Genomic DNA, 14,727 nt, shown 5'->3' with positions numbered 1-14,727 from the left:
GTTCGAAAGTACATCGGCTGCAGTAACCGAAATAGAGCTACTAAAGTCGCGCAGTATAATAGGTGAGGCAGTAGACACTTTAAAGCTTGATGTAATAGCAGAGCCTAAACTATTCCCATTTATAGGTAGCCGAGTTTACCGAACTTTTACCCCAATGGAAGATGGCGACTTAGCCGAGCCAAGCTTTGGTGCAAGCAGCTATGCGTGGGGTGGCGAGAGCATCAATGTATTTAGGTTTGATGTACCACGTACTGCTGTAAATCAAGAATTTACATTGGTAGCAAAGGCTAATAATAGCCTTGCACTTTTAAATGAAGACGGTGAGCAAATATTATCGGGTAAAGTAGGCGAGGAGCTTACAAACGGTAAGTTTAACCTAACCATTCGTACTTTAAATGCACGCCCTGGTACAGAGTTTACAATTACCCGTAAAGATCGCTTAAATACTATTTTAGATTTGCAAACTGCTATTGGTGCAAGTGAAAAAGGTAAAGACTCCGGTATAATTAACTTAAGCTTACAAAGTACTAAACCGAGCTACGCTGAAAAAGTGCTTGATAAAGTAGCTGCTATTTATGTACGCAGAAATGTTGAGCGCAATAGCGCTGAAGCGCAAAAGTCGCTTGAATTTTTAGAAGTACAATTACCTGAAATTAAAAAACAGCTTGAATACGCAGAGCAACGCTTTAACGACTATCAAATAAAACGCCAGTCAATAAACATAACGCTTGAGACTCAAGGCGTGCTTGAACAAGTTGTTAAGCTTGAAACTAAGTTACAAGAGCTAAACCTAAAACGCTTAGATATTGGCCGAAAGTTTAAAAAAGATCATCCTTCATACCAAGGTATTCTGGAGCAAATAGATGCTGTTGAAAGCCAAAAGCAAGAACTGGTAGGTGAGGTAGGTAACCTACCAGAAACTCAACAAGAGCTACTACGTTTAAAACGCGATGTTGAGGTAAGTAACCAAATTTACACATTGCTGCTTAGTAAAACACAAGAGCTTGATATAGTTCGCGCAGGTACCGTAGGTAATGTACGTATTATTGACTACGCTGAGGTAAATACCAGCAAGCCAGTTAAACCTAAAAAAGCATTAATCGTGGTAATGGCCACTATGCTTGGTGGCATGTTAGCCGTGGCTATTGTGCTTATACAAAAAGCAATGCACAAAGGCGTTGAAGACCCAAGCGAAATTGAAGCGCTAGGCTTACCGGTATACGCAAGTGTACCGCATTCAGATTATCAAGATAAACTAAGTGGCTTTGCCGAGCGAGCCCGCAAAAACAAAACGAATAAGCCTAAAAGTATATTAGCGCTAGATAACCCAGCCGACTTAGCAATAGAAGCACTACGTAGCTTACGTACTAGCCTGCACTTTGCGATGATGGAAGCTAAAAATAACATTATTGCTATATCGGGCCCAAGCCCAAGCGTAGGTAAATCGTTTATATCGGTTAACTTAGCAAGTGTGCTTGCACAAAGCGGTAAAAAAGTACTTATTATTGATGCCGATATGCGTAAAGGCTACTTACAAACGCAGTTTGGGTTAAAGTGGGACGATGGATTAAGTGATTACTTATCGGGTCGTTTAAACCTAGAGCAAGTTACTAAACCAACTAAAGTTGAAGGTTTGAGTGTTATTACGCGGGGGCAAATACCGCCAAATCCTTCAGAACTATTAATGCATAGCAACTTTAGTAAGTTAGTTGAAGAAGTAAGCGCCGCTTACGACATTATAATTATCGACACCCCTCCAATACTTGCAGTAACCGACCCTGCCATTGTCAGTGCGCATACGGGTACCACATTACTTGTTGCACGTTTTGGCCAAAACCATGTGCGCGAAATAGAGCTAACACGTAATCGCTTTGAACAAAATGGTATAGATGTAAAAGGCGTAGTTTTTAACGGTGTAGTTAAAAAAGCGAGTAATGCGTATGGGTATTACGGATATTACAACTACGAATACAAAAGCGATAAATAATTTTTAACTCTTTATTATTAAAATATAAAGGGCCTATTGGGCACTTTTAAATAAAATTACAAAAACAAGGTATTACAAAGAGATAGTTAAAATTAACTGTCTCAATTTAGAAAAAAGTGTCTCAGTAGCTTGTTATATACATGAGGCACTAAATTACCAAAATGTAATTTAATAGTGAGATTTTAATCCGCGGTACTAATATAAGAAATTTGACGTGTTTTTTATTAAAAAATGAACGAAAACCCACCTGAAATATTGTAAAACGTTCTTTTTAACCATTTGTATACTTCTCAACACTAGCTTTTATTGCATCACTTAACTTGATACTAATTTTAAAATTTAACTTTTTAGAAGCTCGAAGCTCTATCACTTAACAAAGAGAGTAAATATATGCACGATTCATTAACGGACCTAAAAATTGGCATCATAGGTTTAGGTTACGTAGGCCTTCCATTAGCAGTTGAATTTGGTAAAAAATTCCCAGTAACCGGGTTTGATATTAATCAAGGTCGAATTGCACAGTTACAGTCAGGCCACGACTCAACACTTGAAGTAAGTGACGAAGAACTTAAACAATCTCCGCAGCTTAGTTTCTCTTATACAGTGTCAGATCTTGAAAGTTGTAATGTATATATTGTTACTGTACCAACACCTATTGACGCACACAAACAGCCTGATTTAACACCACTTATAAAAGCCAGCGAAATGCTGGGTAAAGTAATTAAAAAAAATGACATTATTATATATGAGTCAACTGTATACCCTGGTGCTACGGAAGAAGCTTGCTTACCAGTAGTTGAGCGTGTATCAGGCCTAGTATTTAACAAAGACTTTTTCGCTGGCTACTCACCAGAGCGTATAAACCCAGGCGATAAAGAGCGCCGTGTTACCAATATATTAAAAGTGACTTCAGGCTCGACCCCTGAGATTGCCGAAAAAGTTGATCAACTTTATAACTCTGTAATTACAGCTGGTACGCATAAAGCGAGCTCAATAAAGGTTGCTGAAGCCTCTAAAGTTATTGAAAATGTTCAACGTGATGTCAATATCGCCTTAGTGAACGAATTACATCAAATTTTTGAAAAATTAGGTATTAATACTAAAGAAGTCATTGAGGCGGCGGGAACAAAATGGAACTTTATGAAGTTACAACCAGGATTAGTTGGTGGTCATTGTATAGGGGTTGATCCATATTACCTCTTGCATAAATCTCAAACCTCTGGTTATGTTCCTGATTTAATGCGTAAAGCCCGTGAAATTAATGACTTTATGCCTACATATATAGCGCAAGATTTTTTAAAGCAATTAATTAAACAGAAAATAAATCCCGTTGATTGTAAAATTGGATTACTTGGCTTTACATTTAAAGAAAACTGTCCGGATATTAGAAATACAAAGGTATATGATTTATATCTAGCCTTGGTTGAGCTTGGTTTAGATGTTGAAATAATTGACCCTTGGGCAAATATAGAGGAAGTTAAAAATCAGTATGGTTTACGCGTTAGCAACAATCTAAATTTCAAGAATAAGTCAGCAGTATTATTAGCAGTAGGCCATGAAGAAATTATTAAAGCTTGTAAAAAGTGTAACGAAGATCAATTCATCTATGATTTTAAGGGAATATTGTAATTTTGGGTGTTTAATAATCTAAATTTTAAGGCCAAGTTAGCAGTTGGCCTTAAAAAATTATTAAAGTCTTTAAAAAGTATTGCGAGGATTAATTTGTACGTTACTTTAAGAGGATATTGTAGTTTTAGATGTTTAATTGTCGAGGTGACTTGTTAGTAACTTAAAAGTAAATATAACAGTAAACTACATAAGCCAAATATATATGGCGTTTATAGGTTTAGCAGTACTGCCATATTATATAAGTCTAATGGGAGTAGAGGCCTATGGACTAGTTGGTTTTTTTGCAATGCTTCAAGCATGGTTTAATCTTTTAGATTTGGGGCTTACAGCTACGATAAGTCGCGAAGCTGCTAAAAATGGAAGTGGCTCGGTAAGCAATCTAGCATTTAGGCAATTATATAGAGCATTAGGTGTTGTCTTTTTCTTATTTGGGTGCACGGGCGCCATAATACTACTACTGTTAACTGATAACATAGCTTTGAATTGGCTAACTGTAGAAAAAATTGAAATTAAAGATGTTATTTTTTCCCTCAATGTTATGGTCTTTTGTCTTCTTTTTAGATGGTTAATTGGCCTTTTTCGTGGAGTGCTCACTGGGTATGAAAAATTTGTATGGCTTAGTTTTTATAACTTGTCTTTTACATCATTAAGGTTTTTGGGAGTATTTATCCCGATGTCATATTTTGGTTACAGTGTAAAAGTATTTTTTATATATCAAGCTGTCTTGGCTTCACTTGAGTGCATGGTGATTTTTTTCTATGTTAGAAAAACTTTACCCAAAGTTGAAATTAAACAAATCGGCTGGTCGTTAAAACCTATAAAACCAGTGCTATACTTGTCCCTATCTTTAAGTGCCTCATCAATGATTTGGGTTGTGGCTATGCAGGTTGATAAATTAATACTCTCAAAAACTCTTAATCTCTCTGATTATGGTTATTTCACTCTTGGTGTGCTAGCTGCTAACTCAGTTATGCTTCTTACTACTCCTATAAATAGTGTTTTAATGCCTCGTTTTGCGAATTTATTTTCACTAAATAAATATGAAGAGTTGAAAATTATTTACAATAAATTTACTCAGCTAGTAGTATGTATAGCAGGTAGCCTTTCTTTCTCTCTTTATTTCTTCTCGAAAGAGATAATGTTTATTTGGACTGGTGATGTCAACGTTTCAGAAAATTCACACGAAATTATGGGGTTATACGCATTAGGGAATTTATTTCTTGCAATAAATCTATTTCCATACTTTTTACAGTATGCAAAAGGAGATTTACGACTTTATCTTATTGGTAATATTATAATGCTTTTAATTTTAATTCCCTCGATGTACTTGATTTCTCAAAGGTTCGGAGGGAAAGGAGCTGGATATATTTGGCTTTTCGCCCATTTACTTTACTTTATTTTCTGGGTACCTGTATTACACAATAAATTAAAAATTATCGATCATTCCAAGTGGTTATTTTCAAACGTAGTCAAAGTTTTAGTACCAAGCTTTTTTCTATTAATGTTTTGCAGTCAATTGTATGAGTTTGCCACTGTTGATCGTATATTTAGTTTTATTATGATTACTTTATTTTCGACAATATCTCTTATAATATCATTTTTGTTTTCTGATGAATTTAATTTTAAAACGAAAAGATTTATTAAATCCAAAGGTATTAATAAATAAATATGTTTTATTTAACATTACTTTTATTTTTTATAATTAATATTTATAGCTGTGAACGATTAGTAATTAAAAATAATAATCCAGCTTATTTTTTAGGTATTTTCCCTACATTCATTTTCTTGTGGTTAGTACCTGGTTTGCAAAATGGTGTAGGGGTTGACTATGAGTCATATGTAGATATGTATTATTACAGTGACGAATTAGACCGAGTTTATAGAAATGGTGAATATGCGTTCTACTATATTTTTCATTTGATAAAGGAATTTGAATTTGGACAACAAGGTATTTTTATTGTTTCAGCTTTGTCTAACTCTATAATTACTCTCCTGGTAGCTTTTAAAATACGAAAGATAACAGAAAATAAGTATTCGTTATGTTTAATTATATTTTTATTTTTTGTAGTAACTAATATGTTTCATAACCAAATGAATGGAATTAGACAGTATATAGCAGTTTTTTTATTTCCATTAGCTTATATATTATTGTTTGAAAAACGCTTCAAATCCAGTTTGTTAGTTTTTATTTTTGCTTCATTTATCCACAAAACTGCATTGGTTGGGCTCCTTTTTATTCCTATAGCATTTATGTATATAAGTATTTCACGACTAAAACTTTTTTTTATATTTATTCTTTTGCCTTTTATATATTTTTCTTTAGGTGGAGTGGTTAGTTTTGTAATAGTGAAATTTTTCCCTCTTTATGAACATTACTTAAATTCTGATTATGGACAAGCTCTTCCACTATCATCAGTTTTATCTAGAGTGTATTACTTACCTGTATTTCTATGGTTTTGGTATGCTTTTTTACATGATAAGAGTTATCTTCATGATTTAATTAAGGGCCTTTTGTGTATTTGGATCTTTAGCTTTTGGCTTTTTATCTTTTTCTTAGATTATGGTTTTTTCTATAGAATCGCAGTATATTTTTATTTTTTCAATATTATTCCAATCTGTTTTCTCTTTTATAGTTTAAAATCTTCAAGGAGTTATTTGCAAATTGTTTTGTTATTAATATATATAACATTTCCCTACTTACTAAAAGTTACAGTTCTTGCTCGTGGAGAGTTTCTCTACTCAACTATATTATGATTAAGGAAAAATTAGTTAATGTTTAATCTTTCTATTGGTATATCTACTGTTAAAACTAATTCCGAACAAGCTATAAATCTTGCATTTGAGATACTAAAAGCTGATAAATCAAACTTTGTTAATGAAGTTATAATAATGGCGCAGTTTGAAAGTGAGAATAGTAATGAAATATTAACTGAAAAAGTTAAACTATTTAAATCAATGGATAAAGGGTTGAGTAAAAGTAGAAATTTCTTAATGTCAAATTCCTCATCTGACTATATATGGCTTCTTGATGATGACGTTAGTATATCTGAAGAACAAATAAAAAATGTTGAAGCTATTATTAATAATATAAAATATGAATGCACAGATGTTTTTATTGGTAAGATATTAACGGCTGGCACCTCTAATACCCCATTTAAAAATTATTCTAAAGAAAGAAAGGGTATAATAGGTTTATTGCAAACAAGTTCAATCGAGATTATTTTAAATAGAAATTTCATAGTTGAAAATAATATTAAATATGATGAGCGTCTCGGTTTAGGTGCGATGTATCCTTGCGGTGAGGAGAATTTTTTTTTAATTGATACTTGGAATAAAAAGGCTAAATTCAAATTTTTAGATATTTTCACTCTATCACATCCAAAGCTTGAATTACCCGCATCATCGACTAGATATTTCTTAAGTGAAGATCAAATTAATGCAAAAATTTTAATATTAAGAGCTCTTCCAACTAAATTACGTTACTTATATTTTTTAAAGGTTTCTTTTAGGTTACTGATGCTAAAAAAGTTCAAGCTACTAATGTATTTTTTTAAAAACTGCAAGAGTACTAATTTATGAAATTGATATATTTACACCAATATTTTAAGAAGCCCTCAATGAACGGTGGTATAAGGTCTTATGAATTTGCAAAGAGGCTTGCTGATCTGGGGCACCATATTGTGGTAGTTACTTCTGATAACGAAAATGAATTTGCAGGTTGGAAAGTAGAGGAACTAGATGGTTTTGAAGTACATTGGGTGTCTGTTAAATATAACAATAGTTATGGATTTTTAAGACGCCTTTGGGCCTTTGTAAAGTTTTTAGTCCTTTCAAGCCTTCATATTTGTAGTTTGAAGAGTGATAAACTTTTTGTTACTAGCACTCCTTTGACAGTCGCTATACCTGCAATTATTTATAAATTAATTAAAAGGAAACCATATGTTTTTGAAGTTCGAGATGTATGGCCTGAAGTACCTATTGCCCTAGGTGTAATTAAAAATAATGTTTTAATTAAAGCAGCATTCTTGTTAGAAAAAATAGCTTACGAAAATGCAGCACATATAGTTGCACTTTCACCCGATATGAAAAAAAGCGTGCTAAAACGTTGTACAGGTAAAAGTGTTACAATAATACCAAATGCTGCAGATTGTCATTTATTTAATCTATCTCTACCTACTGATGACCCATTTATAGAAAAACTCCAATATATCAAAAGTAAACATAAAAAAGTGGTTTTTTATACTGGTGCTTTTGGAATGGTTAATAATCTTAGCAGTTTTATAAAGTTAGCCTCTTACTCTAATGGTGATATTGGTTTTGTTATTATAGGTCAAGGTAAGGAGGAGCCTGCTTTAAAAAGTTTAGCTGCTGAGTTGTCTGTTTTGGGAAGCACATTGCATTTTTTACCTAGTGTAAATAAGAATCAATTGTCAGCAGTACATTCTATTTTTGATATGGCTACCTCAACGGTTTTACCAATTGAGGCATTATATGCAAACTCTGCGAACAAGGTTTTTGATGCTTTTGCTGCAGGCACTCCATTATTAATTAATCACGGAGGCTGGATAAAGGAATTAATTGAAAGAACGGAAAGTGGCCTTGTTATTAATAATACTCCAACTATTGTTGATTACAGTAGATTAAAGGACTTTTTATTATCCGAACAAGATTATGAAAAAGCTTGTAGTGCATCATTTGATTTGGGTAAATCTGAGTATAACCGAGAGCAACTTTTCAAAACGTTTTTATCTGTTATTGAAGAGGGAATAATATGAAACGTCTTTTTGATTTTATAATTGCCTTCAGTACATTGCTTATTTTATTACCAGTAATAATTGTCGTTGCTGTATTGATTCGTTTTAAAGTGGGCTCACCTATTTTATTTACTCAAGAACGACCAGGCCTGAACGGTAAAGTATTTAAAATGATGAAGTTTAGGACCATGCTCGATGGTAAAGATAAGCATGGCAACTTGCTGCCTGATGATGAGCGTATGACAAAATTTGGCGCATTTTTACGCTCGACTAGTTTGGATGAACTCCCAGGTTTATTTAATGTATTAAAAGGTGATATGAGCTTAGTAGGGCCAAGGCCTTTATTAGTGCAGTATTTACCGTTATATAGTAGCGAGCAAGCACGCCGACATAATGTGCGCCCAGGTATAACTGGCTGGGCTCAAGTAAATGGGCGCAACGCTATTAGTTGGGAGCAAAAGTTTAAACTAGACGTTTGGTATGTTAACAACCAAAGTTTTTTACTCGATATTAAAATTTTATTACTTACCGTAAAAAAAGTATTTGTACGCGAAGGTATAAGCGCTGACGGGCACGTAACTATTGAGCCATTTAAAGGTTCTAATAATGACTAATAAGCTGGTTGTAGTTGGCGCCAGTGGCCATGGTAAAGTAATTGCCGATATTGCCGAACAGCTTGGTTTTATTGTTAACTTTTATGATGATGCCTACCCAAGTAAAACCTACATTGAACATTGGCCTATACATGGTACTTGTGCCGACTTAATAGCATTAAAAAATACAAGTACAACTCCTAATGACGTTGTTGTTGCTATCGGTAATAACGATATTCGCCAGCAAAAAATACAGTTGTTACAACAAAATAAGTTTAATTTAATAACATTAATTCACCCCACAGCTGTTATAAGCCAATACGCTACAATAGCGCAGGGAAGTGTCGTTTTTGCTGGTGCTATTATTAATGCGTTTGCCAATATAGGCGTTGGCTGCATAGTTAACACCTCAGCTATTATTGAGCACGACTGTGCTATTGGTGACTTTACTCATATTTGCCCTAATACTGCTTTGGCGGGCGGGGTTATTATTGGTAGTAAAAGTTGGATTGGCATTGGTAGTCAAGTAAAACAGCTTTCAACTATTGGTAACAATTGCTTAATTGGTGCGGGTAGTACCGTTATAAAAAATATACCTGATAACGTTACTGCATTTGGCTCTCCTGCAGTACCAAACAAATAAGACCTCATTTCTATATAAATTAATAGGAACATCATGTTAAATACCCCATTTTCTCCTTGGCCTAGTTTTACTCAGCAAGAGGCCGATGCCGTTAGTCGTGTAATTTTATCGAATAAAGTTAATTATTGGACTGGCACTGAAGGCCGTGAATTTGAAAAAGAGTTTGCTACTTGGGCTGATAGTGAATATGCCATAGCGCTTGGTAATGGCACTTTAGCACTTGATTTAGCACTTAAAGCATTAGATGTAGGCGCTGACGATGAAGTAATAACTACACCGCGTACATTTTTAGCATCTGCGTCAAGCATTGTTACTGCGGGCGCTGCGCCGGTATTTGCTGATGTTGATTTAAATAGCCAAGCAATTACAGCCGCTAGTATTAAAGCAGTACTTACACCGAAAACAAAAGCGGTTATTGTTGTACATTTAGCGGGGATGCCTGCTGAAATGGACGACATAATGTTATTGAGTAAAGAGCATGGTTTTTATGTGATAGAAGACTGTGCCCAAGCTCATGGTGCTAAATATAAAGGTAAGTCTGTTGGCAGTATTGGGCATGTTGGAGCATGGAGTTTTTGCCAAGATAAAATAATGACAACTGGCGGCGAGGGCGGCATGGTAACCACTAACTCAAAAGAGTTATGGTCAACTATGTGGAGCTATAAAGATCACGGTAAAAGCTTTGATGCTATTTATAACCGTGAGCACCCACCAGGATTTAGATGGCTGCACGAAAGCTTTGGTACCAATTGGCGTATGACTGAAATGCAAGCTGTGCTTGGTCGCATACAATTAACACGTATGAGCGACTGGACTGCAAAGCGCCAAGCATATGGTGCTCAGCTAGACGAAGCCGCAAGTGGCTTTAGTAGTATTCGCTTAGTGTCAGTGCCAGAGCATAGTGAGCACGCAGAATATAAACATTATATGTTTGTTAAGCCTGAGCAATTAGCAAATGGTTGGAACCGTGACCGTATTGTTAATGCTATTGTAGAGCGCGGTGTACCTTGTTTTCAGGGCAGTTGTTCTGAGGTGTATCTTGAAAAAGCATTTGACAACACACCATGGCGCCCAGAAAAACGTTTACCTAATGCCGTAGAGCTAGGTGAAACTTCCATCATGTTTTTAGTACACCCAACGCTTACTGAAGCCGAAATAGCCAAAACAACCCAAGTAATCAAAGAAGTCTTTAGTCTCGCAACCAAATAGATTTGCATATAATTAGTTAAATAAAATGCCTACTAACAAGTTAAGAAGTTGCTACGCTTTAGAAATTAAAGCTGTTTAGCGGCCTTTCATTTACTCTTGTTTGCTGCTTTTTATGTTGTATATTATTTTTGGCTAATAGCTGAAGATTACTCGCCATAACTATTATTTGTGAAACCTAGCACCTTAATTATAAAAGGAACTGTCAGTGGATAGCTTTATACGCTCTATTCTAAATGCATCTCGCGCTAAAAAACGCCTTATTACTTTGTTTATCGATACGTTATTTATTGTAATCGCTTTTTGGTTAGCCCTAATTGTAAGGCTTGATAGCTTTGAACCACTGCAGCGTTTAGATAATTGGCTTTTATTAGCGGTGTTGATACCTGTAAGCTTATATACATTTATAAGTTTAGGTTTGTACCGTGCAGTACTTAGGTACATGAACTCCCAAGCCATATGGGCAATAGTATTAGGTACAGCTATAACCACAGTTAGTCTGGTTTTAATTGCCTTTTTGATAGGCACAGATATACCCCGTACTATGCCGTTTATATTTGCTTGGTTGTGTTTACTAACCGTAGGTGGAGCCCGTGTATTGGTACGTGCGATTATTGGCAAAATGACTACGAGTAAAAAAGAGTCTGTGATTATTTATGGGGCGGGCTCTGCAGGGCGACAACTAGCCACGGCTTTAGGTGCTGGCCCAGAGTATTTTGTTAGTGCATTTATTGACGACGATGCTACTAAACATGGCTCAATAATTCAGGGTATACCCGTTGTATGTTTTAAAGGTATTTACGAATTAATTAATAAACGTAAAGTTAGCAAAGTTTTATTAGCATTACCTAGTGCAACACGTGCCCGCCGAAAAGAAATACTAGCCCAATTAGAGCCGCTCACCATTAAAGTGCTTTCAATGCCAGGAATGGCTGATGTTGTTGAAGGTAAAGCCAAGCTTGCTGAAATAACAGAAGTAGGCGTTGAAGATTTATTAGGCCGAGACCCCGTAGCCCCTAAAATGGATTTAATGACGGCTAATATTACTAAAAAAGTGGTTATGGTAACTGGTGCAGGGGGTTCTATTGGCTCAGAGCTTTGTAGACAAATAGTTAAACTAAAACCCACTAAATTAATTTTATTTGAACAAAGTGAGTTTGCTTTATATTCAATAGAAAAAGAACTCAACGAGTATATTTGTAATAACGCTTTAGAATTAGAGTTAATTCCTATAATGGGTTCTGTTCAGCGCATTAATCGTCTTGAAACGGTAATGAAAACCTTTGGTGTGCAAACTGTTTATCACGCAGCGGCTTATAAACATGTACCATTAGTTGAGCATAACGTTGTTGAAGGTGTACGTAATAATGTGTTTGGTACTTATTACTGTGCTAAAGCAGCAGTTAATGCTGGCGTTGAAAATTTTGTACTTATATCTACCGACAAAGCCGTTCGTCCTACTAATGTAATGGGGGCGACTAAACGTATGGCCGAATTAGTGCTGCAGGGCTTAACGCAAGAGCAAGGTGTTAAGCACAAAACACGTTTTTGTATGGTCCGCTTTGGTAATGTATTAGGGTCGAGTGGCTCTGTTGTGCCGCTATTTCGCAGGCAAATAAAAGAGGGTGGCCCGATAACATTAACACATCCTGATATAACACGCTTTTTTATGACGATCCCTGAAGCTGCGCAATTAGTAATACAAGCAGGGGCGATGGGCAAGGGTGGCGATGTGTTTGTGCTTGATATGGGCGACCCTGTTAAAATTAAAGATCTTGCGACTAAAATGGTTCGTCTTTCTGGTTTTGAAGTTAAAAGCGATACTAATCCACATGGCGATATCGAAATTAAGTGTACAGGCTTACGACCAGGTGAAAAGCTCTACGAAGAGTTATTAATAGGCGATAACGTGGGTGAAACAACACATGAACGAATAATGACAGCTAATGAGGTGATGTTGCCTTTGGCCGAGCTTAATGTGTTTATAGAAGCGTTAGATATTGCATGTCATAACTTTGATCACGAAACAATACGTCAGCTGCTCTTAGACGCACCAACAGGTTTTAATCCAACCGATGGTATATGTGATTTAGTTTGGAATGCAAAAAAAGACCTAACCAAGGGAAACAAGCAGAAGGTTGTAAATATTAATTAAGTTATTACTTTACACGCTAAGTTGAGAGACACTGTGTTTTAAAGTAACAAAGAACGATCAGGCTGAGTAAGGTTGTTGATAATAATTTATTCAATATTCTGACAAATTAAAGCTATGTACTTAGCTTTTATATTTAATGAAATTTAAAGCGTGAGTTTAACTCGCGCTTTTTGCTTTTTGAAATAAAGCTATATTTTTAAGATAATGAGCTAACAAATATTAATTATAAGTGCACTACGCATTTTACATTTTAAAAGGAATAATTATGCCACGTAAATACTTTGGTACCGATGGAGTAAGAGGTAAGGTTGGTACTTTTCCTATCACGCCTGATTTTGCAATGAAATTAGGGTGGGCCGCGGGTACTGTTTTAGCCTCTAGTGGTACAAAAGAGATTCTAATAGGTAAAGATACGCGTAACAGTGGTTATATGTTTGAGTCAGCCATAGAAGCTGGGCTTTCTGCTGCGGGTGTTAATGTAGCATTTGTTGGCCCAATGCCAACGCCTGCTGTTGCTTATTTAGCATCAACCTTTAGGGCTGATGCCGGTGTTGTAATTAGTGCATCGCATAATCCATATTACGATAATGGTATTAAGTTTTTTAATAATTCTGGCACTAAATTAAATGATGAGCAAGAGCTTGAAATTGAAGCTTTACTTGAGCAAGCATTAAATAACAACGCAATGCAGTGTGTAAGCTCTGAGCGCTTAGGTAAAGCAAGACGCATTAATGATGCCGCAGGGCGATACATTGAATTTTGCAAAGGCATATTTGCTAAAGATTTAACGCTTGAAGGTTTAAAAATTGTTGTCGATAGTGCTAACGGGGCTGCATACCACATAGCGCCTAATGTTTATGCAGAACTGGGTGCCGATGTTATTAGCATTAACGATAAACCAAATGGTTTAAATATTAATGAGCAATGTGGTGCTACACATCTAGATAGCCTTCAAGCTGCTGTACTAGAACATAAAGCAGACTTAGGTATTGCGCTTGATGGCGATGCTGACAGATTAATGCTTGTTGATGACAGTGGCGCTGTGATTGACGGTGACCAAATTCTTTATATTTTAGCTAAAGCAGCAAAGCTGCAAGGCAAAATGCAAGGTGGTGTTGTTGGTACACTAATGTCTAACCTGGGGTTAGAGCTAGCGCTTAAGGAAATGGGTATACCATTCAAACGCGCAAAAGTAGGTGATCGCTATGTTGTTGAGCAGCTTAAAAATACGGGTTGGAAACTTGGTGGTGAAGGCTCAGGCCATATTCTACACCTAGATTATGCAACAACCGGTGATGGTATTGTTGCCTCTTTATTGGTGTTAACAGCGCTAATTCAGCAAAAGCAATCATTAAAAGGCTACGTAGCAGGTATGCAAAAACTACCGCAAGTACTTTTAAATGTGCGCTTAACAAAAAATAATGCGAATGAAATTCTAAATACTAATTCGGTAAAACAAGCAGTAGCAGAAGCAGATATAGTATTGGCAGATACAGGTCGTGTTTTACTACGTAAATCAGGCACTGAGCCATTGATCCGTGTCATGGTTGAATCTACTGATTCCGTAGCGTCACAAGAGCAAGCTGAGCATATAGCTAGTTCAATAAAAGCGTTATTGTAGAAGTATGTTTTTTGTCGGTGATGAATCACATTAGCGCGAAGTAAATTCGCACCTACAGGGTGTGTATATTGTAGGAGAGGTTTTAACCTCGCTTTGGTAACGTTAAATTACAAGAGCGCGAAGTAAATTCGCATCGATA

At 35.7% G+C, this 14,727-nt stretch carries 11 protein-coding genes; all 11 read left to right on the top strand.

Annotation, left to right across the window (positions count from 1 at the left end; translation table 11 throughout):
• A partial coding sequence (locus L656_RS0100870; protein ID WP_024597829.1) for a polysaccharide biosynthesis tyrosine autokinase occupies positions 1–1,987 on the top strand: 1,987 nt, incomplete at its 5' end.
• A gap of 390 nt (positions 1,988–2,377) precedes the next feature.
• On the top strand, positions 2,378–3,616 hold the full coding sequence (locus L656_RS0100865; protein WP_024597828.1) for a nucleotide sugar dehydrogenase: 1,239 nt from the start codon (positions 2,378–2,380) through the stop codon (positions 3,614–3,616).
• Between the two features lie 172 nt (positions 3,617–3,788).
• Positions 3,789–5,282 (top strand): hypothetical protein, encoded by a 1,494-nt coding sequence (locus L656_RS0100860; protein ID WP_029750562.1) that lies wholly within the window; start codon positions 3,789–3,791, stop codon positions 5,280–5,282.
• 2 nt (positions 5,283–5,284) lie between these two features.
• The gene (locus L656_RS0100855; protein ID WP_024597826.1) at positions 5,285–6,370 is read left to right on the top strand and encodes an EpsG family protein; all 1,086 of its coding nucleotides are present in this window, start codon (positions 5,285–5,287) and stop codon (positions 6,368–6,370) included.
• 18 nt (positions 6,371–6,388) lie between these two features.
• The gene (locus tag L656_RS0100850) at positions 6,389–7,195 is read left to right on the top strand and encodes a glycosyltransferase (protein WP_024597825.1); all 807 of its coding nucleotides are present in this window, start codon (positions 6,389–6,391) and stop codon (positions 7,193–7,195) included.
• 38 nt (positions 7,196–7,233) lie between these two features.
• The gene (locus tag L656_RS0100845; RefSeq protein ID WP_050581849.1) at positions 7,234–8,391 is read left to right on the top strand and encodes a glycosyltransferase family 4 protein; all 1,158 of its coding nucleotides are present in this window, start codon (positions 7,234–7,236) and stop codon (positions 8,389–8,391) included.
• Positions 8,388–8,984: a sugar transferase gene (locus L656_RS0100840; RefSeq protein ID WP_024597823.1), complete on the top strand. Its 597-nt coding sequence runs from the start codon at positions 8,388–8,390 to the stop codon at positions 8,982–8,984. The genes L656_RS0100845 and L656_RS0100840 overlap by 4 nt, the downstream gene beginning before the upstream one ends.
• The gene (locus tag L656_RS0100835) at positions 8,977–9,606 is read left to right on the top strand and encodes an acetyltransferase (RefSeq protein WP_024597822.1); all 630 of its coding nucleotides are present in this window, start codon (positions 8,977–8,979) and stop codon (positions 9,604–9,606) included. The genes L656_RS0100840 and L656_RS0100835 overlap by 8 nt, the downstream gene beginning before the upstream one ends.
• Positions 9,607–9,639: 33 nt before the next feature.
• Entirely contained in the window at positions 9,640–10,815 is a 1,176-nt protein-coding gene (locus L656_RS0100830; RefSeq protein ID WP_024597821.1) for a DegT/DnrJ/EryC1/StrS family aminotransferase, read from the top strand.
• A 205-nt stretch (positions 10,816–11,020) separates the two neighbouring features.
• Entirely contained in the window at positions 11,021–12,967 is a 1,947-nt protein-coding gene (locus tag L656_RS0100825) for a polysaccharide biosynthesis protein (RefSeq protein WP_024597820.1), read from the top strand.
• A 265-nt stretch (positions 12,968–13,232) separates the two neighbouring features.
• On the top strand, positions 13,233–14,588 hold the full coding sequence (glmM, locus tag L656_RS0100820) for a phosphoglucosamine mutase (RefSeq protein ID WP_024597819.1): 1,356 nt from the start codon (positions 13,233–13,235) through the stop codon (positions 14,586–14,588).
• Positions 14,589–14,727: the final 139 nt, after the last annotated feature.

It is taken from the genome of Pseudoalteromonas sp. TAE56 (assembly GCF_000497955.1).
GTDB lineage: Bacteria > Pseudomonadota > Gammaproteobacteria > Enterobacterales > Alteromonadaceae > Pseudoalteromonas.
This window is presented reverse-complemented; position numbering and strand designations above follow the sequence as displayed.

Coding starts and splice junctions, on each gene's coding strand:
- L656_RS0100865 (WP_024597828.1), top strand. CDS start 2,378: ATGCACGATTCATTAACGGACCTAAAAATTGGCATCATAGGTTTAGGT.
- L656_RS0100855 (WP_024597826.1), top strand. CDS start 5,285: ATGTTTTATTTAACATTACTTTTATTTTTTATAATTAATATTTATAGC.
- L656_RS0100850 (WP_024597825.1), top strand. CDS start 6,389: ATGTTTAATCTTTCTATTGGTATATCTACTGTTAAAACTAATTCCGAA.
- L656_RS0100845 (WP_050581849.1), top strand. CDS start 7,234: ATGAACGGTGGTATAAGGTCTTATGAATTTGCAAAGAGGCTTGCTGAT.
- L656_RS0100840 (WP_024597823.1), top strand. CDS start 8,388: ATGAAACGTCTTTTTGATTTTATAATTGCCTTCAGTACATTGCTTATT.
- L656_RS0100835 (WP_024597822.1), top strand. CDS start 8,977: ATGACTAATAAGCTGGTTGTAGTTGGCGCCAGTGGCCATGGTAAAGTA.
- L656_RS0100830 (WP_024597821.1), top strand. CDS start 9,640: ATGTTAAATACCCCATTTTCTCCTTGGCCTAGTTTTACTCAGCAAGAG.
- glmM (WP_024597819.1), top strand. CDS start 13,233: ATGCCACGTAAATACTTTGGTACCGATGGAGTAAGAGGTAAGGTTGGT.